This window comes from Pseudomonas lactucae, assembly GCF_016937615.1.
Taxonomy (GTDB): domain Bacteria; phylum Pseudomonadota; class Gammaproteobacteria; order Pseudomonadales; family Pseudomonadaceae; genus Aquipseudomonas; species Aquipseudomonas lactucae.
In genome coordinates this window covers 1-26,602 of the sequence record NZ_JAFHKI010000046.1, presented here as the reverse complement: position 1 = coordinate 26,602, position 26,602 = coordinate 1, and the positions used below count along the sequence as shown (strand labels likewise).

Here is a 26,602-nt window from a genome sequence, read left to right as displayed (position 1 = left end):
GTGCTTAGAAGATGTAATCGGTGGTCAAAAAGCTCGAATCGCGGTTGCGCAGAATCTCGCTGACCAGTGCCTTGTTGCTCTCCTGGAACTTGGTCGCTACCAGCGTGCGGATCGAGAACACGCGCAGCGCGTCATGCACCGACAGCGTGCCCTCGGCCGAGTTCTTGCGCCCATTGAACGGGAAGGTATCCGGCCCGCGCTGGCACTGGGCGTTGATATTGATGCGGCCGACCTGGTTGGCGAAGGTATCCACCAGGCGCCCGACTTCCACGGCGTTGGTGCCGAAAATACTCAACTGCTGGCCGAAGTCCGAGTCGAGCACGTAATCGATCACCGTCTCCAGGTCACGGTAGGGCACGATCGGCACCACCGGACCGAACTGCTCCTCATGGTACACACGCATCCGCGGGTTCACCGGGTACAGCACCGCCGGGTAGAAGAACGAGCCCCGGCTGCTGCCGCCGTCGGCATTGACCACCTTGGCGCCATGCCGCGCCGCATCGGCCACCAGCTCGTTGAGATAATCGACCTTGCCCACCTCCGGCAACGGCGTCAGTGCCACACCGTCCTCCCAAGGCATACCGGGCTTGAGCGACGCCAGCTTGGCGTTGAATTTCTCGATAAAAGGGGCGACCACATCCTCGTGCACAAACAGGATCTTCAACGCGGTGCAGCGCTGGCCATTAAATGACAGCGAGCCGGTGAGCGCTTCGCTGACGGCATTGTCCAGGTCCACCTCGGGCAATACGATGCCGGGGTTTTTCGCATCCAGGCCCAGGGCGGCGCGCAAGCGGTGCGGCTTGGGGTGCAGTTTTTTCAGGTCGCTGGCGGCCTTGTTGGTGCCGATGAACGCAAAGATATCGATCTTGCCGCTGGCCATCAGTGCGCTCACGGTTTCGCGGCCGCTGCCGTAGATCACGTTGATCACCCCGGCCGGGAAGCTGTCGCGAAACGCCTCCAGCAGTGGACGAATCAGCAGCACGCCGAGCTTGGCCGGCTTGAACACTACGGTGTTGCCCATGATCAGCGCCGGGATCAGCGTGGTGAACGTCTCGTTGAGCGGGTAGTTGTAAGGGCCCATGCACAGCGCCACGCCCAGCGGCACGCGGCGGATCTGGCCGAGGGTGTCCTGTTCCAGCTCGAAGCGGCTGCTGCGACGGTCCAGTTCCTTAAGGGCGTTGATGGTGTCGGTGATGTAGTCGCAGGTGCGGTCGAATTCTTTCTGCGAGTCCTTGAGGTTCTTGCCGATCTCCCACATCAGCAGCTTGACCACCGCGTCGCGTTGTTCGCGCATGCGCCGTAGGAACGCTTCGACGTGCTGGATGCGCTCGACCACGCGCAGGGTCGGCCAGGCGCCCTGGCCCCGGTTGTAGGCACGCACGGCGGCGTCAAGGGCGGTGAGGGCGGTGTCGGCATCCAGCAGCGGCGTGCTGCCGATCACCACGCGCTGGTCACCCAGTTGCACCGGGCTCTGCACCTGGGCCAACGGGCCGTTCCAGACCTGCAACTGCCCATCGACCAGGTAATCACGTTGTTCAATCGGGGCTTGGAGGCGAAATTGCTCGGGAATATCGGCCTCGACGGTGGGAAACAGCTGGGCGAGCAGGTTACTGGTGGTCATGTCGCTACCCCTGAAATAGTTGCAAAACATGACTAAAGAGTCACCCATCCCAGTGCTCTATGGCAAGGCTTGCGCGCTTTCTCCTACGCACGGTGGCGTGCGCCGGGTAAACTGCGCGCCTTTCTTGAAGGAGTTCACATGAGTCAGTACCAGCCGGGCATTCTTGCCGCACCGGTGCCTTTGCAGGCACGCCATCTGTTTTTTGCCGTGGATACGCTGGCAGCCGTGCCCGCTGCGCTGGACGCGCTGGTACAGATGACGGATTCGTCGGCGGTGGTCGGTTTGGGTGAACCACTGGTACACGCCCTGGGCGCGCACATTGACGGCCTGCGCGCCTTCCCGGCACTCAGCGCTCCGGGCGCCCATAACCCGTCGACCCAGCAGGCGCTGTGGGTGTGGTTGCATGGCGTGGATCGCGGTGAACTGCTGTTGCGCAGCCGCGCCGTGGAAAAGGCCCTGGCCCCGGCGTTTCGCCTGGTGCAGTCGACCGAAGGCTTCCGCTACAAGACCGGTTTTGACCTTACCGACTACGAAGACGGCACCGAAAACCCCCACGACGACGCTGCCGTCGAGGCCGCAACCACCGACAGCGGCGCCAGCTTCGCCGCGATCCAGCAGTGGCAGCACGACCTGGATGGTTTCGCCGCGCTGCCCGCCCAGGAGCGCGACCACATCATCGGTCGCCGCCATGGCGACAACGAGGAGCTGGAAGACGCCCCCGAATCCGCCCATACCAAACGCACCGCGCAGGAGAGCTTCACTCCCGAAGCCTTCGTGGTACGCCGCTCCATGCCGTGGGCCGAGAACGGTCAGGCGGGCTTGATGTTCCTCGCTTTCGGACATTCCTTCGATGCGTTCGAAGCGCAACTGCGCCGAATGAGCGGGCTGGAGGACGGGATTGTGGATGGCTTGTATCGCATCAGTACGCCGCTGACCGGGGGGTACTACTGGTGTCCGCCGGTTCGGGACGGCCGCCTGGACCTCGGCGCGCTGGGTTAAAAGTCGTGGCCCTTTTGCAGTTCGGCTGACGCCTGTCCGCGCCGCGTTCCTAAAGGCGTATGACTTGTGAGGTTGGCGCCAGGAGAACCGGCAGCAGGTGGGTATCAGGCGCGAGAGGCTTGGTCAGGCCTGGTCCGGGTTTGTGTTGTAACGCCTCGGGTGCTGGCAAAGGCGACGGGGCAGATACGGTCTCCTTGGGCTTGGGAGTGCTGAGTGGGCTCACGTTGTCAGGCACGGGATTTTGCAAGGCTGCCCATGCCGGTTTCAGCGACTGGGGAAGGGCGGTTTTTTGCGTTTCCCCATCTGAAGCATCCGGAGAGTCGGCTGGAGCGTTCTCGTGGGTGATCGCCTCAATGGCCTTGCTGGCGCCGAACGCGGCGGCACTGCTTACCACGCCCAGGGCAGCAGCTTTTGCGACGGGGACGGCAGCGGCGGCCAATGCGGCGCCGATTGCGGCAACGATAGGGAACATGGCTGGATCCTCTTAATGGGGGCGCGATTCAGGATCGCTGGCCTTGAGTGTCTTTCCCGGCATATTCAGTTCCGCGCAGCGGCGGGCCGGTGGCCCAGTGGCATTGTGGCGATATCGCGGTTTGCGCTGGCTGCCCTCCAGGAAAAGTCGTGATAGAACGTTGTAAAGCCGGGCACGGAAGGGCTACCGTGACGACCTGAATATTTCGGGATGTTTCAGATTTATGACGAGCCAGGCCCAACGCTTCGCCGACACGACCTCGCGCCGTGCCGCGCTGACCCTGGCGCTGTGCCTGCCCAGCGATGTGCTGCTTTATCTGCTGTTGCCCATGGAGTCCCAGGCATTCGGCATCACCTTGGCCCAGGCTGGAGTATTGCTGGCGGCTAATCGGCTGGTGCGGATTTTCGGCTACCGGCATGTGCTCAATTTCTACGCGCGCAACGGCGACCGCCTGACCTGCATGATCGCTGCCGGCGCTGCGACGCTGTGCGCCCTGGGCAACTCGATGCTGTCTGGGTTCGCGGCGCTGTTGGGGCTGCGGCTGGTGTGGGGGCTGTGTTTCGCCGCATTGAACCTGTCCACCCAAGTCTTGGCCACCGCCGAGCCTGGCGGTGCCGCGCGCCGCGCCGGGCGTTCTCGGGCCCTGATCGCCTGGGGCCCGATGCTCGCGTTACCCCTGGGCGGCTGGCTGACGTTGTGGGCCGGGCCGCGTCCGATCTTTCTGATTTTGGCCGGTTGCTGCCTGGCGGGCTTGTGGGTCGCGCGCGGATTGCCGTCGGTCGGCCATGATTTGCATGGCACGCCGGGGCGGCGTTTCAAGTGGCCCGACAGTGTGGCGATGTGGTCGTTTATCGAAGGCGTGGCGCTGGATGGGCTGTTCATCTTTGGCCTGTCGATCCAGGCGCAGAAGCTCCTTGGGGGCGATGCGGTGCTGATTGCCGGCGGCTTGATGGCGCTGCGTTATGTCTCGGAAATGCTGTTGAGCCCATTGGGCGGCCACGCCGCGCAACGCTTTGGCGCCACCTCGATGCTGCTGCTGTTTTCGTTCCTGAGTGCTGTGGCCCTGACGGCCTTCGGCAGCTATTGGGTGATCGTCGGTGCGGCCGCGGTACTGGTGCTGCGCGCGCTGCAGCTGCCGCTGGTGACTACCCTGGTTGCCGAACGCAACCCTGGCTCAATGCGCGTATCGGCGCTGGCGTCGAATGCGGTGTGGCGTGATATCGGCGCCGGTCTCGGCCCCTTGCTGGCGGGCGTGCTGTTGCCGGTGGCCTCGGCGCCCCTGGTGTTTGGCGTGGCGGGGGCGGCGATTGCGGTGAGTGCGCTGTTCTGCTGGCGCGGTCGATGACTTACGCGCCTTTAAGGCCTTCCAGCCAGGCGGGGTCAAAGCGGGTTTGCTGCGTGTCGATCCCCTGCGCCTGCAGCTGTTCCTTGTGCGCCTGCATTTCTCCCAGCAGTTGCGCCTGTGCGCTGGAGTTGGCGTCGAGTTCGTGCATCTGCGTCAGCCCCAGATGATAAAAGCGCAGCATCTTCATTGCGGCAGGGTCATTCGCCCGTACCTGCTCAGTGACCTTGTGCATCACATTTGTCACGCGCATCAGGTTGCGCTTGAGCTGCCAGCCATACACCGCCGCCGCCAGCCAGGATTGCGTCCAGAACGGGCCGCGTACCAGGGCGACGGTGATCAGCGCCCCGGCGAATACGCCGCCGACGTTGAAGCGAAAATTGTCGCCGCCGGGAGAACCGAACAGCAGTACCGCCAGGCTTGAAAGCAGCATGGCTAGCACCAGAAACAGCACCGCCACGATCAACGTGCTGCGCCGAGTCTGCTGGCGGTAGGTAATGGGGTCGCAGGATTTAAGCTCGAACATCCGGGTAACGTCTCCAGAAGATGGCGGGGTGGCATCATCGCACGCTTGGGCAAACAAGTTGAACGATGGTGGTTGGCGCTTTCTCTAAAACCCTGTAGGCCACCAACCCCCGTGAGGTGAACCATCATGCCCGAGTATAAACAACCGCCCCCCGGTACTCCGGACCCCAACCGCACACCCGGCGAAGAGGAGCGCGACAACGACGCGTTGCGCCCCAACGACCCGGCTGATCGCAACGAAGATGATGATGTGGACCGGGTCGAGCAGGACCTGGAAAACCTTCACGACAAAGCCCGTCCGCTTTAGCAGAGGCCATCGACATGAATCATTCGCCTAAAGGCCCGACGTCCAGCGAGCATGCCAGCGGCAAGGACGAGCTGGGTTTCGACCCGGACTCACCGGATCTTGCCGACCCGCAGGTCGACCCCATCGGCCCCGCCATCGCGCCGTTGGACAAAGACAAAAAACAGCAGACAGAAAAAAAGCCGCCCTACGATCCGTTGGGCGACTTGAAGAAGAAGTAGTGCGGGCCCCGCCATCGAGCGGGGCCTTGGTTTATTTGGGCGGCGTCCAGCTGACGTCGGTAATACCGAATTTTTCCGCCCAGGGACGGGTGGTTTTCTTGACCTGCTCGTGGCCGACGCGGCCGATACGGCTGACATGGGCAATATCGGCATCGACCGCCGCCCAATGCCAGGCTTCGGCGTTGTTCATCACATCGGCGCGTACTACAAAGGACTTGGCCTTGCCGTGCAACTGATAGTGAATGGTGTAGATTTTAGCGGTACTCATGGTGCCTCCCTGTCTTGTTATAAGTGGATAGGGATGCGTTCTAAAAGGTTCATTCAAAATGACAACCTGCCCACCGAGCGGCATAGTGACGCCTTCGCCACGCGCTCAAGGATCGCGCCATGTCCCGGTTGACCCATAGTCATCTCTATCTGCAACGCCTGGGTTACGCTTGCGCGCCAGCGCCTACGCTGCAAACCCTGCAGGCGCTGCAACTGCGCCACGTGTGCACGTTCCCCTTCGAAAGCCTGTCGACGCTGCTGCGCCTGCCGGTGCCGATCGACCTGCCCAGCGTCGAGCAAAAGGTCTTGTTCGATGGGCGCGGAGGCTATTGCTATGAGTTGAACCAGATGTTCCTGGCGCTGTTACAGGCGCTGGGTTTCGAGGCGCGTGGAATCACCGGGCGTGTGGTGATGGGGGGGCCGGCGGATGCCCATACCGCTCGCACCCATCGCCTGAGCCTGGTGACCGTGGACGGTGTGCGCTACATCACCGATGTGGGCTTTGGCGGCATGGTGCCCAGTAGTCCGCTGCGGCTGGACACGCAGGCGGCCCAGCCCACCGCCCATGAACCGTATCGTGTGACCGGCGACGGGCAGGGCAGTTATACGCTGTGGGCCCAGGTCGCCGAAGAGTGGCGCGGCTTATATGTGTTCGACCTGCAAGAACAGGCGGATATCGACTACGAAATCGGCAACTGGTACGTCTCGACACATCCGGGCTCGCCATTCCTCGGCCAGTTGAAAGCCGCGCGATTGGCACCGGGGGTGCGCCATACCCTGAACAATGCCAATTACGCGATTCATTACCTCGACCGGCCAAGCGAGAAGCGTGTATTGAAGAGTGCCGATGAACTGCTTGAGGTGCTTGGCGCGGTCTTTGGTATTCACCCACCCCTTCATCCAACGCTCGACGTCGCGTTGGACGCGTTAGTCGCGGTTGAGGCGTAGACGCTTGGTCTAGAGCCCTGGCTGAACCGTTTTATCTCAAAAAAGGTACAAATTTTTTCGAACCTTTGGCGCAAACCTGCGCTCGAACCGGTTCCTGAATAATTTGCCACCTGACAAGGAGATGTAAACGATGTCCAAACTATTCGGAAAATTCCTCAAGAGTTCCTCATTGCTGGCGCTGGTCGCCGCGCCGGCGGTGGTGTTCGCTGCACCGTCTACCGACCCGATTTCCACCTTCGGGCTTCTGGGCAGCTACAACGACTTCAAACTTGAGGGCGGTAGCGAAAGCGATAAGGATCATATGCCGCAGGCGGGCCTGTTCTATAACTTCGGCAACAAGCTCACCGCCGAATCAGGCTTCATCTACCAGGCCGGTATCGAAGCCAAATATGGCAAGAAGAACGACAATAAACTCAAGGAAGGCCAAGCCGACCTCGACCTCGGCTGGCGTGCCGCGCTGGATGCACGCAACTTTGTCGACGTGATCGTGGGCGGCGGTTACAGCTGGACCCGTTACGAGCTGGACTCCAATGACAACGACCTGGAGCTCACCAACAAATCGCCATTCGCCAAAGCCGCCCTGGGATACAACCACCAGTTCGACGACATGACCCTGCGCGTCGAAGCCGGTGCCCGGCGTACCCTCGATGGCCGCACCAGAATCAAGGTCGATGGCTTGGGCAGCGACACCGTGGACCTCAAGGACCGCACCAACCCGTATGCCGAAGTCAGCCTGCTGATGAACCAGAAGGGCGACCTGCCGGTGATGGCGGGGCTGTATTACACACGCACCGAGTACAAGCTGGATGACGACTCGGAAGTGGCCGATAATACCCGGCTCAAACGTGATGAGTATGGGGTCAAGGTAGGTATTGCGTTCTAAGGTAGCGCGCTGAAAAAAAAACGCCCCGACGTGATTCGGGGCGTTTTTTTTGCCGGAGCTGTGTCAGCTCAAGGCCGCCAACTGCGCTATGGTTTCCGGGAAGCGCGCCACCAGGCGGATCAAGGTGGTGGCCTGGGCATTGGGCTTGGCCCGCCCTTGTTCCCAGTTTTCCAGGGTGCGGGTGTTGGTGCGCAGGTACAGGGCGAACACCGAACGGGAGAGGTTGAGTTGCTGGCGCACGGCGATGACTTCGTCGGCGGACAAGGGCGCCAGTTTGTGGAGATGGACCTTGTGGGTGCGCAGGGTGACTTTGCCCTGGCGTTCGTCCGCAAGCGCCTCGAAGCCTTCGGCCAGTTCGGAAAAGATTTCACGTTTCATGCATTGCTCTACGTAGTTCGCGTATGAACAGCAACCTTACGGTGTAGCCAGTGTGGGTGATATCAGGCGCTAGCTATGTCTTGCGTCTGAAAGTTCTGACGCAGATTCATGCTGGCGGTGACAACGTTGTGGCGAGGGAGCTTGCTCCCGTTGGGCTGCAAAGCAGCCCCAGGCAGGGCGCCGCTCCGTCTCAGACTGATCTCGGTCGGCGGGTTTGGGGGTTGCTGCGCAACCCAGCGGGAGCAAGCTCCCTCACCACAGGGTTATCTTTGCCTGAAAGAGTGTTCTTCAGAATGCAAAAACGGCGCCCGAAGGCGCCGTTTTGTTTACTGCATCAGCTATTCGATCAAACACCCAATACCGCGTGCTGCACCAGGGTGAGCAACGGTTGTGGGTACACACCCAGGAAGAACGCGAGCAGGGCGATAGCCAGCAGCATCACGCCGCCGGCTTTCTGTTCCCAATGCAGCTCGGCATCCACGCGGCGCAGGTTTGGCTCGATCAGGTACAGGGTGACCATCACACGCAGGTAGTAGAACACGCCGATGGCGCTGCCCAGCACCAGGGATGCAACCAGCCACCATTCGTGGGCTTCGACACCGGTGGCGACGATGTAGAACTTGCCGATAAAGCCGGCCGTCAGCGGGATACCGGCCAGGGACAGCATCATCACGGTCAGCACGGCGGTCAGGTACGGACGGCGCCAGAACAGGCCGCGGTATTCGTACAAGGCGTCGGCGTCACGGCCTTTGTAAGGCGAGGACATCAAGGTGATCACACCAAACGCGCCGAGGCTGGTGATCACGTAGGTGACCAGGTACACGCCGATGGCTTCCACGGCCAGGCCTTTGCTCGCCACCAGGGCGATCAGCAGGTAGCCAAAGTGCGCGATGGACGAGTAACCCAGCAGACGCTTGAGGTTGTTCTGGGTCAGGGCCAGCAGGTTACCGAACAGGATCGACGCAATGGCGATCACGGTCAGTACGTTGCTCAACACGCCGGTGTTGGCGGCGGGGGAGATCTGGAACAGACGCACCATCACCGCAAACACCGCAACCTTGGACGCCGTGGCCAGGAACGCGGCCACCGGCGCCGGGGCGCCTTCGTACACGTCCGGGGTCCAAAGGTGGAACGGCACCAGGGAGAGCTTGAACGCCAGGCCGATCAGCATCATCGCCAGGCCCAGTTGGGCGATCGGCGCAGGGCTGTTGGTCGCGGCCAGGGCATGGCCGATACCGGTGAAGCTCAGGCTGCCGGCTTCGGCATAGAGCAGAGCCATACCGAACAACAGGAACGCGGAACCGGCGGCCGACAGCACCATGTACTTGATGCCGGCTTCCAGCGAGCGCTTGTTGAAGAAGGCATAGGCCACCAGACCGTAGGTCGGGATCGACAGCAGTTCCAAACCGATGAACAAGCCGGCCAGGTGCTGCGCGCTGACCAACACGATACCGCCAGCCGCAGCCAGCAGGATCAGCAGGTACAGCTCTTCGCGGTTGCCCGGGTAGCCGGTGCCGCCTTCGCCGAGGTAAGCATGGGCGAGGGTGACGCAGGCCAGGGTCGCGACCAGGATCAGCGCGATATACAGCAGCGCGAAGTCATCGATCATCATCAAAGGCGTTACCGCCAGTGGCGCGACCTTGAGGGCCGGGATGATCGACAGCAGGGCCAGGTTCAAACCGGCACAGGACAGCAGGAACGTTTGCGAGTGATTGCGGCGCCAGGCGATCGCCAGCATCACCACCACGATGGTGAGGCTGGTGATCAGCAGCGGCGCAAGCGCGATAAAGTGTTGGATCGTGAATTCCATAGCGCTCTTACCGGGCCGAAGCGAGTTGAGAGAAGGCGGTGCCGAACCACTGCTGCACGCCATGCATCGTTGCGGCAGAAGTGTCCAGGAACGGCTGCGGGTAGACGCCGATGTAGATCAGCAGTACCGCCAGGCCGAGCACCATGATCAGTTCGCGCGCATCCATCCCTTTCAGGACAGTGTCGGACTTGGCCGGGCCGAAGTAGGCGCGGTGGATCATGATCAGCGAGTAGACCGAACCGAATACCAGGCCGGATGTGGCGATGGCGCTGATCCACGGCGTCTGCACGAAGGCACCCATCAGGATCAGGAACTCGCCGATGAAGTTGCCGGTACCCGGCAAGCCCAGGGATGCAGCGGCGAAGAACAGGCTGATCGCCGGCAGATACGCGATGCGCGACCACACGCCGCCCATTTCACGCATGTCACGGGTGTGCAGGCGCTCGTACAGCTGGCCGCTGAGGATAAACAGCGCGGCGGCCGAAACACCGTGGGCCAACATCTGGATAACCGCGCCCTGCAACGCCAGCTGGCTGCCGGAGTAGATGCCGATCAGGACGAAACCCATGTGGGAAACGGACGAGAAGGCGATCAGACGCTTGATGTCGGTTTGGGCGAAGGCCAGGAACGCACCGTAGAAGATCCCGATCAGACCCAGGGTCATGGCGATCGGCGCGAACTCGGCCGAGGCATTCGGGAACAGCGGCAGGGCGAAACGCAGCAGACCATAGGCCGCCGTCTTCAACAGGATACCGGCGAGGTCGACGGAACCGGCGGTCGGCGCCTGGGCGTGAGCATCCGGCAGCCAGGAGTGGAACGGCACCACCGGCAGCTTCACCGCGAAGGCGATGAAGAAGCCCAGCATGAGGATGTACTCGGTGGTCAGGGACATCTTGGTTTTCAACAGGTCGGCGTAGTTGAACGTAATCACGCCTGTGCTGTTGAAGTTGACCAGTACCAGACCCAGGATCGCCACCAACATGATCAGGCCGGAAGCCTGGGTGAAGATGAAGAACTTGGTCGCCGCGTAGATCCGGGTTTTCTTGCCGTCCGAAGAACTGTGACCCCAGAGCGCGATGAGGAAGTACATCGGCACCAGCATCATTTCCCAGAAGAAGAAGAACATGAACAGGTCGAGGGCGAGGAACACGCCGACAACGCCGCCCAGGATCCACATCAGGTTCAGGTGGAAGAAGCCCACGTGACGCTGAATTTCTTTCCAGGAGCAGAGTACCGAGAGGATACCCAGCAGGCCGGTCAGCAGGATCATCAACAGCGACAGGCCGTCGAGGGCCAGGTGCACGTTGATGCCGAAACGCTGGATCCACACGTGCTTGAATTCAAGCGCGAAGGTCGGATCGACGCCCGGTGCCGGAGCGAATGAATAGTCACCATGGGCCCACAGCCAGAGGCCGAGCGCGAGTTCCAGGGACATGGTCAGCAACGCAATCCAGCGGGGGAGGGTGGCGCCGAAGCGTTCACCCATCCAGCAGAGCAGGCCGCCGATAAAGGGGATCAGGATTAGCCAGGGCAGAATCATGACAGGCTCGTTTCCTTTCGCAGGTTTGCAAAGTTCGCAATGTACGCAATGTGCATGGACATAGTCAGACCGCCACGACAACGATGGCGCCGATCACCAGCACGGCACCGACCGCCATGGACGCTGCATACCAACGCAGTTGGCCGGTCTCGCTGCGGCTCAGGGCGGTATGACCGGCCTTGGCGGCACGCGGGATCAGACCGATGGTCTGGTCGAGCGGGTCTTTGCGCAGTACATGGCTGATGGCGAGGTAAGGCTTGACGAACAGTTTGTCGTAGATCCAATCGAAGCCCCAGGCGGCGAACCACCAGGCCGACAGGAAACGGCCAATGCCACTGTTGGCCACGGCGGTCACGAAGCGACGCTTGCCGAGGAACAGCAGGGCCGCCAGCAGGATACCGGCGATGGCAATGGCGCCCGAGGCGATTTCCAGGCTGTGCTGGGCTTCGCCGCCGGCATGGCCGACGCTTTGTGGCAACACACCGTGCAGAGGCGGGGTGATCATCGCGCCGACGAAGGTCGACAGGATGATCAGCACCGACAATGGCAACCAGTGGGAGATGCCGTGGCCTGCGTGCGCTTCGGTCTTGGCTTCACCGTGGAAGGTGATGAAGATCAGGCGGAAGGTGTACAGCGAGGTCATGAACGCACCCACCAGGCCTGCGTACAACAGGTTCTGGTTACCGCTGGCAAAGGCTTCCCAGAGGATTTCGTCCTTGGAGTAGAAACCGGCGGTCACCAGCGGCAGGGCGGCCAGGGCGGCACCACCGACGATGAAGCTGGCGTAGGCCAACGGCAGTTTCTTCCACAGGCCGCCCATCTTGAAGATGTTCTGTTCGTGGTGGCAGGCGACGATCACCGCACCGGAAGCGAGGAACAGCAAGGCCTTGAAGAAGGCGTGGGTCATCAGGTGGAAGATCGCCGCGTCCCAGGCGCCAACGCCCAGGGCCAGGAACATGTAGCCGATCTGGCTCATCGTCGAGTACGCGAGGATACGCTTGATGTCGGTCTGTACCAGGGCGGCGAAGCCGGCCAGTACCAGGGTCACGCCGCCAACGATGCCTACCAGGTGCAGGATGTCCGGCGCCAGGGTGAACAGGCCGTGGGTACGGGCGATCAGGTAGACACCGGCGGTGACCATCGTTGCGGCGTGAATCAGTGCCGACACCGGCGTAGGGCCGGCCATCGCATCCGCCAGCCAGGTTTGCAGCGGCAGTTGCGCGGATTTACCCACGGCGCCGCCCAGCAGCATCAGGGTCGCCAGGGTGATCCAGAAGTCGCCGACCTGGAATTTCTGCGGCGCCAGCACCAGCAGTTCCTGGATGTTCAGCGTGCCCACCTGTTGGAACAGGATGAACAGGCCGATGGCCATGAACACGTCGCCGATGCGGGTGACGATAAACGCCTTGAGTGCCGCGTTACCGTTGTTGCGGTTGCTGTAGTAGAAACCGATCAACAGGTACGAGCACAGGCCCACGCCTTCCCAACCGAAGTACAGGAACAACAGGTTATCGCCCAGCACCAGAAACAGCATGCTGGCGATAAACAGGTTGGTGTACGAGAAGAAGCGCGAGTAGCCCGCTTCACCGCGCATGTACCAGGACGCGAACAGGTGGATCAGAAAGCCCACACCCACCACCACGCCGAGCATGGTGATCGACAGGCCGTCGACGTAGAGGGCGAAGTTGGGCTTGAAGCCTTCCACCGCCATCCACTGCCACAGCACCAGGGTGTAGTGACCGCCTTCCGGCGGCGCCACGTTGAATTGCCAGATGACGTAGGCGGCCACGATGGCCGACAGGCCGATCGAGCCCACGCCGACCAGGGCAGACAGGTTTTCCGACCAGCGTCCACGGGAGAACGACAGCAGCAGGAAACCGATCAGGGGAAATACGAAAGTCAGAAAGATCATGTTCATCCGCGCATCTCACTGGCAGCGTCGATATCAAGCGTGTGGAAGCGACGGTACAGCTGCAGCAGGATCGCCAGGCCAATACTGGCTTCGGCGGCTGCCAGGCTGATGACCAGGATGAACATGACTTGTCCATCCGGCTGGCCCCAACGTGCGCCCGCCACGATGAACGCCAGTGCCGCGGCGTTCATCATGATTTCCAGGCTCATCAACACGAACAGAATGTTACGGCGAACCATCAGGCCGACCAGGCCAAGGCAGAACAGGATGCCGGCGACCGCCAGACCATGCTCCAAAGGGATAGCAGGCATCGTCATTGCTCCTTGGCTTCGTTGCGGCCCAAGTGGAAGGCGGTGATGGCTGCGGCGAGCAGCAGCATCGAAGCCAGTTCGACCACCAGCAGGTACGGGCCGAACAGGCTGATGCCCACGGCTTTCGCGTCTACGGTGGTGTGGCCGATGGCCTGGCCGCTCTGGTGAGCGAACAGCACATACAGCAGTTCACCCAGCAGCAGGGCGGCGAGGACAACCGGGCCGAGCCAGATGCCGGGCTTGAGCCAGACGCGTTCCTGGGCGACCGAAGCCGGCCCCAGGTTGAGCATCATCACTACAAACACGAACAGCACCATGATGGCGCCGGCGTAGGCGATCACTTCCAGCACGCCGGCGAACGGTGCGCCGAGGCTGAAGAAGGTCATGGCCACGGCGATCAGCGAAATGATCAGGTAGAGCAGGGCGTGCACGGGGTTGGTGTTGGTGATCACGCGAAGCGTGGACACAACCGCGATACCCGATGCGAAATAGAAAGCGAATTCCATCTTTCTTCCTTAAGGCAGCAAGCTCTTCACGTTGATCGGCTCGGCTTCGTTTTGTGCGGCGCCTTTGGGCTTACCGGCAACGGCCATACCTGCAACACGATAGAAGTTGTAATCAGGGTTTTTACCGGGACCAGAGATCAGCAGATCTTCTTTCTCGTACACCAGGTCCTGACGTTTGAACTCGGCCATCTCGAAATCCGGCGTCAGCTGGATCGCGGTGGTCGGGCAAGCTTCCTCGCAGAGGCCACAGAAAATGCAGCGCGAGAAGTTGATGCGGAAGAAGTCCGGGTACCAGCGACCGTCTTCGGTTTCAGCTTTCTGCAGGGAAATGCAACCCACCGGGCACGCCACGGCGCACAGGTTGCAGGCTACGCAACGCTCTTCGCCGTCGGGGTCGCGGGTCAGTACGATGCGGCCGCGATAGCGCGGCGGCAGGTACACCGCTTCTTCGGGGTATTGCAGGGTGTCGCGTTTGCGAAAGCCATGGCCGAAAACCATCACCAGGCTTCGCAATTGGGTACCGGTACCCTTAACGATGTCGCCAATATATTTGAACATGGGTCAAATCCTCACTGAACCGCGGCCGCGGGCGTGTTCAACAACACGACGGCAGCCGTCACCAGCAAATTGATCAGGGTCAGCGGCAGGCAGAATCTCCAGCTGAAATCCATCACCTGGTCATAGCGCGGGCGCGGAATCGAGGCGCGCAGCAGGATGAACAGCATGATGAAGAACGCGGTCTTCAGGAAGAACCAGAAGAAGGCCAACTGCGGCAGGATGCCGAACGGACCGTGCCAGCCGCCGAAGAACAGCGTGACCAGCAGGGCCGAGATCAAGATGATGCCGATGTACTCACCGACGAAGAACATGCCCCATTTCATGCCGGCATATTCAATGTGGTAACCGTCGGCCAGTTCCTGTTCCGCTTCCGGCTGGTCGAACGGGTGACGGTGAGTCACGGCCACGCCAGCGATGAAGAACGTACAGAAGCCAAAGAACTGCGGAATGATGAACCACAGGTTCTGTGCCTGGTACTCGACGATATCGCGCATGTTGAACGAACCAACCTGCACCACGATGCCCATCAGCGCCAACCCCATGAACACTTCATAGGATACGGTTTGCGCCGAGGCACGCAAGCTGCCCAGCAGGGCGAACTTGTTGTTGCTCGACCAACCGGCGAACAGCACCGCATAGACCGACAGGCCGGCCATGGCGAAGAAGAACAGCAGGCCGATGTTCAGGTCCGCCACGCCCCAGGTCGGGGTGATCGGGATGATTGCGAAAGCGATCAGCAAGGCGCTCATGGCCACGACCGGTGCCAGGGTGAAGATCACCTTGTCGGCAAACGGCGGGGTCCAGTCTTCCTTGAAGAACATTTTCAGCATGTCGGCGGCGATCTGGAACATGCCGAATGGGCCAACGCGGTTCGGACCGTAACGGTCCTGCCACCAGCCCAGCAGGCGACGCTCGACAAAGCTGAGCAGGGCGCCCGCCACGACCACGGCCAACAGGATAACGATGGCCTTGACCACCGAGATGATCACGTCAATTACTTCCGGCGTGAACCAAGTCATTGCGCTGCCTCCTGCAGACCGTCAACGGTAAGGCCTGCAATCGCAGGCGGGATGCCGGCGATGCCTTTTGGCAATGCAACCAGGCCGGCGCCCAACTCATCGTTGATGCGCAGCGGCAGACGCAGGGTCTGGCCGGCCACGTTCAGGCTGAGCAGGGCACCGTCGTTGACGCCCAGGCGATCGGCTTCGGACTGGCCAAGGACACGTAAGCGGCAGGAATGCGCTCTTGAACCGGTGCGGCCTTGGAAGAGGTTTCTTCGCTGCCGAACAGGTGGAAGAACGGCACGACCTGCCATGTGCCCGGTGCCGGGTTGAACGGGCGCGGTACGGCGCAGAACCAGTTCAGCGAGTCACCGCTGGTTTCGATCAGGCGGGTGCCTGGGTCGCCTGCGCGGATATGCCCACCGACTTCGTCCTGGAACTTGTTCCAGGCCTGCGGCGAGTTCCAGCCCGGCGACCAGGCGAACGGCACCTGCTGACGCGGTTCGGCCGAACCCGAGTAACCTTCCATGGAGAAGGCGAACGCGGTGTCGTTGTCTTGCGGGGTACGCGGTTCGTGCACGCTGATGTCGGCGCGCATGGCGGTCCGACCGGAATAGCGCAGCGGCTCACGCGCCAGCTTCAGGCCCTTGATGCGGAACGCCGCGGACGGCGCGGCATCGACGATACGCGCCAGCTGCGGGGCACTGGAGGCCACGGCAGCGGTCACGTGGTCGAGCTGGGTCCAGTCGATCGGCTGGTTCAGCAGGGTTGCGCGCAGGGCATGCAGCCAGCGCCAGCCTTCGTGAACCAGGATGCTGGCGTCCATGTACTTCGGATCGAACACCTGGAAGAAGCGCTGGGCGCGGCCTTCCTGGCTGACCAGCGTGCCGTCGCCTTCGGCGAAGGTGGCGGCTGGCAGGACCAGATGGGCACGGTCGCTGGTGGCGGTCTTCTGGTGGTCGGCCACGATCAGCACCTTGGCGGCGTTGAGCGCAGCGTCAACCTTGGCCGCAGCGGTGCGGGTGTACAGGTCGTTTTCCAGCACCACGATGGCGTCGGCACGGCCGTCGGTCACTGCTTGCAGCGCAGCGTCCACGGACTCGCCACCGAGCATGGCCAGGCCAAGGCTGTTGGCTTCCGGCACCACCAGGCTGATGGAGCCGTTCTTGTCGCGCAGCTTCAAGGCCTTGGCGATGTTGGCGGCGGCTTCGATCAGTGCTTTGGAACCCAGGGAGGTGCCGGCGATGATCAGCGGGCGTTTGGCCGCCAACAGAGCGTTGGCAATGCGTTGGGCCAGTTCGACGGCTTCAGTGTCCAGGCCTTCGACGGCAGGTGCGCTGGCGTCGAGGGCGTGGGCCACGGCGAAACCGATGCGCGCCAGGTCGTCCGGGGCGGCGTGCACGCACTCTTCGGCGATGTCGTCGAGCTTGGTTTCAGCCAGGCTTGCGATAAACAGCGGGTTCAGCGCGTGCTGGCCGATGTTCTTCACGGCGGCGTCGAGCCAAGGCTGTACGCGCATGGCATCGGCCATTTCTTCGGCCTTGCCTTTGACCGACTGACGCAGGGACAGCGCAATACGCGCGGCGGTCTGGGTCAGGTCTTCACCGAGCACGAAGACGGCATCGTGGTCTTCGATGTCGCGCATGTTCGGCACGGGCAGCGGGCTGTCGTTCAGTACTTGCAGGACCAGACGGATGCGTTCCAGCTCACCGGCTTCGATGCCGCTGTAGAAGTGTTCGGCGCCCACCAGCTCGCGCAACGCGTAGTTGCTTTCGAGGCTGGCGCGTGGCGAACCGATGCCGACGATGTTGCGGCCGCGCAGCAGGTCGGCGGCTTTATCCAGCGCCTCGTCCAGGCTCAGCTTGGCGCCATCGGCCAGCAATGGCTGGCGTGGACGGTCTTCACGGTTGACGTAGCCATAGCCGAAACGGCCACGGTCGCACAGGAAGTACTGGTTGACCGAACCGTTGAAGCGGTTTTCGATACGGCGCAATTCACCGTAGCGCTCGCCCGGCGAGATGTTGCAGCCGCTGGAGCAGCCATGGCAGATGCTCGGTGCGAACTGCATGTCCCACTTGCGGTTGTAGCGCTCGGAGTGGGTCTTGTCGGTGAACACACCGGTGGGGCAGACCTCGGTGAGGTTGCCGGAGAATTCGCTTTCGAGCACGCCGTCTTCAACGCGACCGAAATACACGTTGTCGTGGGCGCCGAATACGCCCAGGTCGGTACCGCCGGCGTAGTCTTTATAGAAGCGCACGCAACGGTAGCAGGCGATGCAGCGGTTCATCTCGTGGGAAATGAACGGGCCGAGGTCCTGGTTCTGGTGAGTACGCTTGGTGAAGCGATAGCGGCGCTCGTTGTGGCCGGTCATCACCGTCATGTCTTGCAGGTGGCAGTGACCGCCTTCCTCACAGACCGGGCAGTCGTGGGGGTGGTTGGTCATCAACCATTCGACAACGCTGGCGCGGAACGCCTTGGATTCTTCATCGTCGATGGAGATCCAGGTGTTGTCGGTGGCTGGGGTCATGCAGGACATGACGATACGACCACGGGTGTCGTTTTCGTCGGTGTATTGCTTGACCGCACACTGGCGACAGGCACCGACGCTACCGAGCGCGGGGTGCCAGCAGAAATACGGGATGTCGAGGCCGAGTGACAGACACGCCTGTAACAGGTTGTCCGCCCCATCGACTTCGAGCGCTTTGCCGTCTACGTGGATAGTGGCCATGGTTCAAAGTTCTTCGTTGGCCCGTTGTCAGCGGGCGTGGCTAATGGAATCTTGTTATTCATGTGCATCTACACAGCCTTTACGGCGTCAGCACATGAGCAAGGCGAAGAGCACGGGCCCTTCGCCTGTTTAAGCGTTACGCGCCGACTACGATCGGCCTCGCCAGAGGCGGGACGGCGGCGCTGGTTGGCGCGATGCCGGCTTCGAACTCCGAGCGGAAGTATTTGATTGCGCTGCCCAATGGCTCCACGGCGCCCGGTGCGTGAGCACAGAATGTCTTGCCTGGGCCAAGGAAGCCGACCAGGCCGAGCAGGGTTTCGATGTCACCCTCGCGGCCTTCGCCGTTTTCCAGGGCCATCAGCAGCTTGACGCTCCACGGCAAACCGTCGCGGCATGGGGTGCAGAAACCGCAGGACTCGCGGGCAAAGAACTGCTCCATGTTGCGCAGCAGCGAGACCATGTTCACCGTGTTGTCGACCGCCATCGCCAGGCCGGTACCCATCCGGGTGCCCACCTTGCCGATACCGCCGGCATACATTTGTGCGTCCAGGTGCTCGGGCAACAGGAAACCGGTGCCGGCGCCGCCTGGCTGCCAGGCTTTCAGGGTGTAGCCGTCGCGCATGCCGCCGGCGTAGTCCTCGAACAGCTCGCGAGCGGTCACGCCGAACGGCAGCTCCCACAGGCCAGGGTTCTTGACCTTGCCGGAGAAGCCCATGAGCTTGGTGCCCATGTCTTCGCTGCCTTCACGGGCCAACGATTTGTACCAGTCCACGCCGTCGGCGATGATCGCCGGCACGTTACACAGGGTCTCGACGTTGTTCACGCAGGTCGGCTTGCCCCACACGCCGACGGCGGCAGGGAAGGGCGGCTTGGAACGCGGGTTGGCGCGGCGGCCTTCGAGGGAGTTGATCAGTGCGGTTTCTTCGCCGCAGATATAACGCCCGGCGCCGGTGTGCACGAACAGTTCGAAGTCGAAACCGGAACCGAGGATGTTCTTGCCCAGCAGGCCGGCAGCCTTGGCTTCTTCCACGGCACGGTTGAGGTGCTTGGCGGCGGTGGTGTATTCGCCGCGCAGGAAGATGTAGCCGCGGTAGGTCTTGAGCGCACGGGCGCTGATCAGCATGCCTTCGATCAGCAGATGGGGCAGTTGCTCCATCAGCATGCGGTCTTTCCAGGTGTTGGGCTCCATTTCATCCGCGTTGCACAGCAGGTAGCGGATGTTGATGGATTCGTCCTTGGGCATCAGGCCCCACTTCACGCCCGTGGGGAAGCCTGCACCGCCGCGGCCCTTGAGGCCGGCGTCTTTCACGGTCTGGACGATATCGTCCTGGGCCATGTCGGCGAAGGCTTTGCGCGCGGCGGCGTAGCCGTTCTTGGCCTGGTATTCGTCGAGCCATACCGGCTCGGCATCGTCACGCAGGCGCCAGGTCAGCGGATGGGTCTCAGGCGAACGCTTGATCAGGTTGGCCGGGCCGAAAGAAGTCAGGGTCATGGGTAGCCCTCGAGCAATTGGGTCACGCCAGCAGGCTGTACGTCACCGAATGTGTCGTCGTCGATCATCAACGCCGGCGCCTTGTCGCAGTTGCCCAGGCAGCACACCGGCAGCAGCGTGAAGCGGCCATCCGGGGTGGTCTGGCCGAGGCCGATGCCCAGTTTGTTCTGGATCTCGCTGACCACGGACTCGTGACCACCGATGTAGCAGACCATGCTGTCGCATACGCGAATGATGTGGCGGCCGACCGGCTGGCGGAAGATCTGGCTGTAGAACGTCGCCACGCCTTCAACGTCGCTGGCGGGGATGCCGAGGATCTCACCAATGGCGTAGAGGGCGCCGTCGGGCACCCAGCCACGTTCCTTCTGGACGATCTTCAAGGCTTCGATCGACGCGCGCGCGGGTCTTCGTAGTGATGCAGCTCGTGCTCGATGGCCGAGCGCTCGGTTTCACTCAAGGTGAAACGGTCTGTCTGGATAAGCGTGCTGTTCATGCTTAGCGGTCCACGTCGGCCATAACGAAATCGATACTACCCAGGTACGCAATCAAGTCCGCGACCATCTCGCCTTTGATCACCGAAGGGATCTGCTGCAAGTGGGCGAAGCTTGGGGTACGAATCCGGGTGCGGTAGCTCATGGTGCCGCCATCGCTCGTCAGGTAATAACTGTTGATACCCTTGGTCGCTTCGATCATCTGGAAGGATTCGTTGGCCGGCATCACCGGGCCCCACGAAACCTGCAGGAAGTGCGTGATCAGGGTTTCGATGTGTTGCAGCGTGCGCTCTTTGGGCGGCGGCGTGGTCAGCGGGTGATCTGCCTTGTACGGGCCGGCCGGCATGTTGCGCATGCACTGCTCGATGATCTTCAGGCTCTGGCGCATTTCTTCGACACGCACGATGCAGCGGTCGTAGGCATCGCCATTGGCCGCCAGCGGCACTTCGAACTCGAAGTTCTCGTAGCCGGAGTACGGACGCGCCTTGCGCAGGTCGAAATCACAACCGGTGGAACGCAGGCCGGCACCGGTGACGCCCCATTCCAGGGCTTCTTTGGTGTTGTACTGCGCGACGCCGATGGTACGACCCTTGAGGATGCTGTTGTCCAATGCAGCCTTTTGGTACTCGTCCAGACGCTTGGGCATCCAGTCGATGAATTCCTTGACCAGGCGCTCCCAGCCATTGGGCAGGTCGTGCGCCACGCCGCCGATGCGGTACCAGGCCGGGTGCAGACGGAAACCGGTGATGGCTTCGATGACCTTGTAGGCGCGCTGACGGTCGGTGAAGGTGAAGAACACCGGCGTCATGGCGCCGACGTCCTGGATATAGGTGCCCAGGAACAGCAGGTGGCTGGTGATCCGGAAGAACTCGGCCATCATGATGCGGATGGTGTCGACGCGGTCTGGCACTTTAATGCCGGCCAGCTTCTCGACCGAGAGCACGTACGGCAGGTTGTTCATCACGCCGCCGAGGTAGTCGATACGGTCGGTGTACGGGATGAAGCTGTGCCAGGATTGACGCTCGGCCATCTTCTCGGCACCACGGTGGTGGTAGCCGATGTCCGGTACGCAGTCGACGATTTCTTCGCCGTCCAATTGCAGGATGATACGGAAGGCGCCGTGAGCCGAAGGGTGGTTCGGGCCCAGGTTGAGGAACATGTAGTCCTCGTTGGTGCCGGAACGCTTCATGCCCCAGTCTTCCGGACGGAAGCGCGCGGCTTCCTCTTCCAGCTGTTGCTTGGCCAGGTTGAGGCTGAACGGGTCGAATTCGGTGGCGCGGGCAGGGAAGTCCTTGCGCAGCGGATGACCTTCCCAGGTCGGCGGCATCATGATTCGCGTCAGGTGCGGGTGGCCCGGGAAGTCGATCCCGAACATGTCCCAGACTTCGCGCTCGTACCAGCTGGCGTTCGGCCAGATACCGGTCACGGTCGGGACGCTCAGGTCGCTTTCGCTCAATGCGACCTTGATCATCACGTCGCTGTTACGTTCCAGCGACATCAGGTGGTAGAACACGGTGAAGTCGGCGCCGCTCGGCAAGCCCTGGCGCTTGGTGCGCAGACGCTCGTCCACGCCATGCAGGTCATAAAGCATGACGTACGGCTTGGGCAGGTTGCGCAGGAAGGTCAGGACTTCGACGAGCCTGGCACGCGCCACCCACAGCACCGGCATGCCGGTGCGTGTGGCCTGAGCGGTGAAGGCGTCAGGGCCAAAACGGTTATTGAGTTCGACAACCACATCCTGGTCGTCTGCCTTGTAAGGCGGGATGTACAGAGCACTGCCTGTAGTCATGGTTTTTTATCGCTTTCGGTCAACGTAAAGAATGAGGCCAGGTTTTCGTTCTATAAAAGAAGCGGGGCTGGATCAGACTTCGTCGGGGCTGCGCAGGTTGGTGACTGCGATTCGCTGTTCGCGGCGCTGTTCCTTTTGGGACGGCATCTCGGCGCGGTAAACGCCTTGATCGCCGACGACCCAGGACAGTGGGCGACGCTCCTTGCCAATCGATTCCTGCAGCAGCATCAAGCCTTGCAGGAATGCTTCAGGGCGGGGCGGGCAGCCAGGCACGTAGACGTCCACGGGCAGGAACTTATCCACCCCTTGAACGACGGAGTAGATGTCGTACATGCCACCGGAGTTGGCGCACGAACCCATGGAGATAACCCATTTCGGCTCGAGCATTTGCTCATAGAGACGCTGGATGATCGGCGCCATCTTGATGAAGCAGGTACCGGCGATAACCATGAAATCCGCCTGACGCGGCGATGCCCGGATAACCTCGGCGCCAAAGCGCGCGATGTCGTGGGGCGCCGTGAAGGCGGTGGTCATTTCCACGTAGCAGCACGAAAGGCCGAAGTTGTACGGCCACAGGGAGTTTTTACGCCCCCAGTTGACCGCACCACTCAGCACGTCTTCCAGCTTGCCCATGTAGATGTTTTTGTGGACTTGATCTTCTAACGGGTCGGAAACGGTTTCCCGTTCGCCGATGGGGTACTGCTCGTTAGGAGCATTCGGGTCGATCCTGGTGAGATTGTATTGCATCGCCAAAGCCTCATTGTTTCAGCTTCGCTTGCCGCTTACGACGAGCTTCCGGAGCCCAGTCAAGGGCGCCCACTCGAAATAGGTAGACAAGGCCTGCCAACAGAATTGCTATGAAAACGAGGGCTTCGACGAATCCGGTCCAGCCGCTTTCGCGGACGGACACAGACCAGGCAAAGAGAAAAAGGGCTTCGATATCGAAGATCACGAACAGCATCGCGACCAGATAGAATTTGGCTGAGAGCCGCAGACGGGCGCCACCTGTAGGTAGCATGCCGGATTCGAACGGTTCGTTTTTGCTGCGGCCCCAGGCTTTTGACCCAAGGAGGCTGGAAACGCCGAGCATGAAGGCACAGAGGCCGACAACACCGAGGAGGAAAATGGCAAAGCCCCAGTTGTGGGCCATGAGTCCTGTCGCTTCGGTCATGCTGGAAATCCTTAACAGAGAGCAAAGGTCTCTGAGCTCGAAAAAGTAATGATGCAGTGACGATATGTCGCAGCGCAGTCAATCGCGTTGATTTTATGGCTAAACACCGGGCAAGTAAAATTGCGATAGCGAAATTATTCGTTGGAATAAGGACATAGTGCACCTCGATGGGGCTGCAACCCTTGCATGGTGGGCATTAGCGGGCATTTGATCAAATGTGTTTTGTTTAACCGGTAACGAAGCTTTTAAGCGCCAAATGATAATGACTATTGTTTGTGCGGAGGTTTAAGCGAATGTTTCTCGTGTGGCGCGGGAAGTTGCCGTTACTTGCTTGATGGTCGCTAGTTGCCGGAGCGGATCTTTTAACTGATTTGTCTGCAGTGAATACCGCTCTGGATCAAGGTTTGCGCAAAATTTTCAGGCAGATCATATTTCCCACATTGGGCCCTCGCTGAATCAGTCGGACAGGTACAGGCAAAAAAACGCCCCGAACCAGTCGGGGCGTGATTGTTGTGCAGCACGGCGGTTAGCTTTTTAACGGGTCCGCCGTGGCCGTGTACTCAGTGCTTAGTGGAACTGTTCTTCTTCGGTCGAGCCGGTCAGCGCGGTCACGGACGAGGTGCCGCCCTGGATCACGGTGGTCATGTCGTCGAAGTAGCCGGTGCCTACTTCCTGCTGGTGCGCCACGAAGGTGTAGCCCTTGGCCGCGTCAGCGAACTCCTGCTCCTGCAGCTTCACGTAGGCGGTCATGTCGTTGCGGGCGTAGTCGTGCGCCAGGTTGAACATGCTGTGCCACATGTTGTGAATGCCGGCCAGGGTGATGAACTGGTGCTTGTAGCCCATGGCGGACAGTTCGCGTTGGAACTTGGCGATGGTCGCGTCGTCCAGGTTCTTCTTCCAGTTGAAGGAAGGCGAGCAGTTGTAGGACAGCAGTTGGTCCGGGTATTCCTTCTTGATCGCTTCGGCGAAGCGACGGGCCTCGTCCAGGTCCGGCTTGGCGGTTTCGCACCAAATCAGGTCGGCGTACGGTGCGTAGGCCAGGCCGCGAGCGATAGCCTGGTCCAGGCCGGCGCGTACCTTGTAGAAACCTTCCTGGGTGCGCTCGCCTGTCACGAACGGCTGGTCGTACGGATCGCAGTCCGACGTCAGCAGGTCAGCGGCGTTGGCATCGGTACGCGCCAGGATGATGGTTGGCGTACCGGCAACGTCAGCGGCCAGACGGGCGGCGGTGAGCTTCTGTACGGCTTCCTGGGTTGGAACCAGTACTTTGCCGCCCATGTGGCCGCATTTCTTCACGGAAGCCAGCTGGTCTTCAAAGTGAACGCCGGCGGCGCCCGCTTCGATCATGCTTTTCATCAGTTCGTAGGCGTTCAGTACGCCACCGAAACCGGCCTCGGCGTCAGCCACGATCGGTGCAAAGTAGTCGATGTAGCCTTCGTCACCTGGGTTCTTGCCGGCTTTCCACTGGATCTGGTCGGCGCGACGGAACGAGTTGTTGATGCGCTTGACCACGGTCGGAACCGAATCCACCGGGTACAGCGATTGGTCGGGGTACATGGATTCGGCGGAGTTGTTGTCCGCCGCCACTTGCCAGCCGGACAGGTAGATCGCCTGGATACCGGCTTTCACCTGTTGGACTGCCTGGCCACCGGTCAGGGCGCCCATGCAGTTGACGAAATCTTTGTCGGGACGGAAGGAAGGCTTGGCACCTTGGGTGACCAGGTTCCACAGCTTCTCGGCGCCGAGTTTTGCAAAGGTGTGCTCGGGTTGAACCGAGCCACGCAGGCGGACGACGTCAGCAGCGGAATAAGCGCGGGTCACGCCTTTCCAGCGTGGGTTTTCAGCCCAGTCTTTTTCGAGGGCTGCAATTTGCTGTTCGCGTGTCAGTGCCATGGGAAAAACCTCGTCGCATAGGTCTAGGTGGAGAAATCCTTTTGCCAGCCGCGCAATCGTTGCGGTGCATGGCGGCTCGCTGACCAGAAGCAGAGGCGGTCAAGTCAGGTTCGACGGGGGAGGCGACGGGATGAACGAAGGGCTCAAGGGAGAGGCGAGCAGGTAAAGGCGGGCCAAGAACAGTCTTCGGGCGTCGTGGGCCCTTGGGCATTCTGCAGCGTGTTGCCGGGTTACCTGGTTAGCTTCCGTCCCTCGGGACAACTTCGTTCCAGTCGCAACCAAAGTCAAACACACCTTGTGGGCGGTACAGACACGAATCGGCTCGGGTGGGTAGCTTGGAGCGACGATCCGAAGGCCCTTGCCAGGGCCCCTGATTAGCGGGAGCGAGGCCATCATGCCCATGCTTTTTTGGATCGTCAAATGGTTTGTAGTGCTTTTTTTGTGGCACTACATCTTTAGTCTAATACGACTCATCAGTCAGTTTTTGGTGCTTCAGTTCAGGGTGTCGACTTTGACCCGCACAGTCAGGTCATCGCGGCCCTGAGTAGAGTAGCTGCGGGTTGTAGAGGATTTGTCGGCCTGGGTCTGACGATTGATGCCGGCCAGGGGGATCCATTCGCCAAGACGTCCGCTGACGGTTGTGTCGGTGCTTTGCACATTCACTACATCGGGACGTTCCTGGCTCATGCGGTCACGGTTGGTACTGATCGCCAGGTGTACGGTCTCGCCGGTGACGCTGGCGGTGACGTAAAAACCTTGGGTCACGTTGCGATACTGGGTCTGGTTTTGTGGGCGGCCGTAGGCATCGGGCTGAGTGGTGGTCAATGGCACGCTCTGGCCGACCTGAATCAGCGCAGGTACGCCTTCGCTGGCCTGGATCTGCTGGATGCCGCCGTCACGGCTCTCGGTGCTGTAGGTGATCACGTGGCTGTTGGTTTGTTGGTTGTTCTCGTTGGTGTCGACAGTGATCAGCAGGCGCCTGGCCGGCGTGTCGAGTTGGGCGAGCAAGGCGCGCAGATCTTCGATCTTGCCGGGCTCTGCTTTAACAATAAGCTGGTTGCCATAAGCGCTGACGGTGCCGTCCTTGCCGATGAAGTTCTGCGCCACCGGCAGCAGGTCGGCGCTGGTGCGGTTGCTCAGGTTGACGACTTCGGTGTCGGCCATTGCCGAGCAACTGGCAGTGAGGAGGAGGGCGGTGAGCAGGGTGCGTAGGGACATGTCCGTTATCTCTGCGAGTCATTTGGGTTTGATAGTGCCAGTTTGTCGGCCTGGCAGGTCGCAAATTGAATCGTAGACGGCAAAATGCCCTGGCATAGCAGGGCATTGTTGGTGTTGCTGAAATAGCTATCGGGCAAGCCCCTCCCACATTTTGACCGAGTACATCCTTGGGAATGCAGTCAAGTGTGGGAGGGGCTTGCCCCCGATGGCGGCGACTCGGTC

Annotated in this window: 24 protein-coding genes and 2 pseudogenes; 6 read left to right on the top strand and 20 right to left on the bottom strand. The window is 61.2% G+C overall.

The window, feature by feature from the left end; translation table 11 throughout:
* Positions 1-4: 4 nt before the first annotated feature.
* Entirely contained in the window at positions 5-1,621 is a 1,617-nt protein-coding gene (locus JWR98_RS09195; RefSeq protein WP_078733712.1) for an NADP-dependent glyceraldehyde-3-phosphate dehydrogenase, read from the bottom strand.
* A 138-nt stretch (positions 1,622-1,759) separates the two neighbouring features.
* On the opposite strand from JWR98_RS09195, the gene JWR98_RS09190 reads away from it, so the two are divergent.
* Positions 1,760-2,620 carry a Dyp-type peroxidase gene (locus JWR98_RS09190; RefSeq protein WP_078825214.1) on the top strand — a complete coding sequence of 287 codons (861 nt, stop codon included), beginning with the start codon at positions 1,760-1,762 and terminating at the stop codon, positions 2,618-2,620.
* A gap of 49 nt (positions 2,621-2,669) precedes the next feature.
* On the opposite strand, the gene JWR98_RS09185 is transcribed toward JWR98_RS09190, so the two are convergent.
* A complete protein-coding gene (locus tag JWR98_RS09185) occupies positions 2,670-3,092 on the bottom strand; it encodes a hypothetical protein (protein ID WP_205489813.1) in 423 nt (140 codons plus the stop codon).
* Between the two features lie 223 nt (positions 3,093-3,315).
* Here JWR98_RS09185 and JWR98_RS09180 point away from each other — a divergent pair, with 223 nt between their 5' ends.
* Positions 3,316-4,437 (top strand): MFS transporter, encoded by a 1,122-nt coding sequence (locus JWR98_RS09180; protein ID WP_078733707.1) that lies wholly within the window; start codon positions 3,316-3,318, stop codon positions 4,435-4,437.
* A gap of 1 nt (position 4,438) precedes the next feature.
* Here the strand turns inward: JWR98_RS09180 and JWR98_RS09175 are convergent, their stop codons facing one another.
* Positions 4,439-4,960, bottom strand: a complete 522-nt coding sequence (locus JWR98_RS09175) for a DUF3087 family protein (protein WP_078733706.1) — start codon at positions 4,958-4,960, stop codon at positions 4,439-4,441.
* Between the two features lie 126 nt (positions 4,961-5,086).
* Between JWR98_RS09175 and JWR98_RS09170 the strand changes: the two genes are divergently transcribed.
* On the top strand, positions 5,087-5,266 hold the full coding sequence (locus tag JWR98_RS09170) for a hypothetical protein (protein WP_078733705.1): 180 nt from the start codon (positions 5,087-5,089) through the stop codon (positions 5,264-5,266).
* 14 nt (positions 5,267-5,280) lie between these two features.
* Positions 5,281-5,484 carry a DUF6021 family protein gene (locus JWR98_RS09165; protein ID WP_078733704.1) on the top strand — a complete coding sequence of 68 codons (204 nt, stop codon included), beginning with the start codon at positions 5,281-5,283 and terminating at the stop codon, positions 5,482-5,484.
* Between the two features lie 31 nt (positions 5,485-5,515).
* Here the strand turns inward: JWR98_RS09165 and JWR98_RS09160 are convergent, their stop codons facing one another.
* Positions 5,516-5,752, bottom strand: a complete 237-nt coding sequence (locus tag JWR98_RS09160) for a DUF6555 family protein (RefSeq protein ID WP_003174734.1) — start codon at positions 5,750-5,752, stop codon at positions 5,516-5,518.
* Between the two features lie 119 nt (positions 5,753-5,871).
* Between JWR98_RS09160 and JWR98_RS09155 the strand changes: the two genes are divergently transcribed.
* Positions 5,872-6,699 (top strand): arylamine N-acetyltransferase family protein, encoded by an 828-nt coding sequence (locus JWR98_RS09155; RefSeq protein WP_205489811.1) that lies wholly within the window; start codon positions 5,872-5,874, stop codon positions 6,697-6,699.
* Between the two features lie 130 nt (positions 6,700-6,829).
* Positions 6,830-7,582, top strand: coding sequence for an outer membrane beta-barrel protein (locus JWR98_RS09150; RefSeq protein WP_078733703.1), 753 nt, complete (start codon positions 6,830-6,832; stop codon positions 7,580-7,582).
* A gap of 63 nt (positions 7,583-7,645) precedes the next feature.
* Here JWR98_RS09150 and JWR98_RS09145 read toward each other — a convergent pair whose 3' ends face one another.
* The 16 genes and pseudogenes from JWR98_RS09145 to JWR98_RS09070 all read right to left on the bottom strand — a co-directional run bounded on the left by JWR98_RS09145 (position 7,646) and on the right by JWR98_RS09070 (position 26,380).
* On the bottom strand, positions 7,646-7,960 hold the full coding sequence (locus JWR98_RS09145) for a helix-turn-helix domain-containing protein (RefSeq protein WP_205489809.1): 315 nt from the start codon (positions 7,958-7,960) through the stop codon (positions 7,646-7,648).
* Between the two features lie 346 nt (positions 7,961-8,306).
* Positions 8,307-9,770: an NADH-quinone oxidoreductase subunit NuoN gene (nuoN, locus tag JWR98_RS09140; protein ID WP_024076181.1), complete on the bottom strand. Its 1,464-nt coding sequence runs from the start codon at positions 9,768-9,770 to the stop codon at positions 8,307-8,309.
* Positions 9,771-9,777: 7 nt separating this feature from the next.
* Positions 9,778-11,310 carry an NADH-quinone oxidoreductase subunit M gene (gene nuoM, locus JWR98_RS09135; RefSeq protein ID WP_017527174.1) on the bottom strand — a complete coding sequence of 511 codons (1,533 nt, stop codon included), beginning with the start codon at positions 11,308-11,310 and terminating at the stop codon, positions 9,778-9,780.
* 64 nt (positions 11,311-11,374) lie between these two features.
* Positions 11,375-13,228 (bottom strand): NADH-quinone oxidoreductase subunit L, encoded by a 1,854-nt coding sequence (gene nuoL, locus JWR98_RS09130; protein WP_205489807.1) that lies wholly within the window; start codon positions 13,226-13,228, stop codon positions 11,375-11,377.
* Positions 13,225-13,533: an NADH-quinone oxidoreductase subunit NuoK gene (gene nuoK, locus JWR98_RS09125; protein ID WP_003174727.1), complete on the bottom strand. Its 309-nt coding sequence runs from the start codon at positions 13,531-13,533 to the stop codon at positions 13,225-13,227. Before nuoK ends, nuoL begins: the two co-directional genes overlap by 4 nt.
* 2 nt (positions 13,534-13,535) lie before the next feature.
* Positions 13,536-14,039 (bottom strand): NADH-quinone oxidoreductase subunit J, encoded by a 504-nt coding sequence (gene nuoJ / locus JWR98_RS09120; protein WP_003174726.1) that lies wholly within the window; start codon positions 14,037-14,039, stop codon positions 13,536-13,538.
* A 9-nt stretch (positions 14,040-14,048) separates the two neighbouring features.
* Positions 14,049-14,597: an NADH-quinone oxidoreductase subunit NuoI gene (gene nuoI, locus JWR98_RS09115; protein WP_003174725.1), complete on the bottom strand. Its 549-nt coding sequence runs from the start codon at positions 14,595-14,597 to the stop codon at positions 14,049-14,051.
* A gap of 11 nt (positions 14,598-14,608) precedes the next feature.
* Positions 14,609-15,616, bottom strand: a complete 1,008-nt coding sequence (gene nuoH, locus JWR98_RS09110) for an NADH-quinone oxidoreductase subunit NuoH (protein ID WP_003174724.1) — start codon at positions 15,614-15,616, stop codon at positions 14,609-14,611.
* Positions 15,613-18,326: pseudogene (gene nuoG, locus JWR98_RS09105) on the bottom strand (NADH-quinone oxidoreductase subunit NuoG). The gene nuoH and the pseudogene nuoG overlap by 4 nt, the downstream one beginning before the upstream one ends.
* Positions 18,327-18,462: 136 nt before the next feature.
* Positions 18,463-19,818, bottom strand: coding sequence for an NADH-quinone oxidoreductase subunit NuoF (gene nuoF, locus JWR98_RS09100; RefSeq protein ID WP_003174722.1), 1,356 nt, complete (start codon positions 19,816-19,818; stop codon positions 18,463-18,465).
* Positions 19,815-20,311 (bottom strand): annotated as a pseudogene (gene nuoE / locus JWR98_RS09095) (NADH-quinone oxidoreductase subunit NuoE). The gene nuoF and the pseudogene nuoE overlap by 4 nt, the downstream one beginning before the upstream one ends.
* 2 nt (positions 20,312-20,313) lie before the next feature.
* Positions 20,314-22,098 carry an NADH-quinone oxidoreductase subunit C/D gene (gene nuoC / locus JWR98_RS09090; RefSeq protein WP_027606326.1) on the bottom strand — a complete coding sequence of 595 codons (1,785 nt, stop codon included), beginning with the start codon at positions 22,096-22,098 and terminating at the stop codon, positions 20,314-20,316.
* A 72-nt stretch (positions 22,099-22,170) separates the two neighbouring features.
* Positions 22,171-22,845: a NuoB/complex I 20 kDa subunit family protein gene (locus JWR98_RS09085; protein WP_078733699.1), complete on the bottom strand. Its 675-nt coding sequence runs from the start codon at positions 22,843-22,845 to the stop codon at positions 22,171-22,173.
* 10 nt (positions 22,846-22,855) lie between these two features.
* Positions 22,856-23,269 carry an NADH-quinone oxidoreductase subunit A gene (locus JWR98_RS09080; protein ID WP_003219575.1) on the bottom strand — a complete coding sequence of 138 codons (414 nt, stop codon included), beginning with the start codon at positions 23,267-23,269 and terminating at the stop codon, positions 22,856-22,858.
* A 567-nt stretch (positions 23,270-23,836) separates the two neighbouring features.
* A complete protein-coding gene (aceA, locus tag JWR98_RS09075; RefSeq protein ID WP_003174717.1) occupies positions 23,837-25,162 on the bottom strand; it encodes an isocitrate lyase in 1,326 nt (441 codons plus the stop codon).
* Between the two features lie 492 nt (positions 25,163-25,654).
* The gene (locus JWR98_RS09070) at positions 25,655-26,380 is read right to left on the bottom strand and encodes a secretin N-terminal domain-containing protein (RefSeq protein WP_078733698.1); all 726 of its coding nucleotides are present in this window, start codon (positions 26,378-26,380) and stop codon (positions 25,655-25,657) included.
* Positions 26,381-26,602 lie beyond the last annotated feature (222 nt).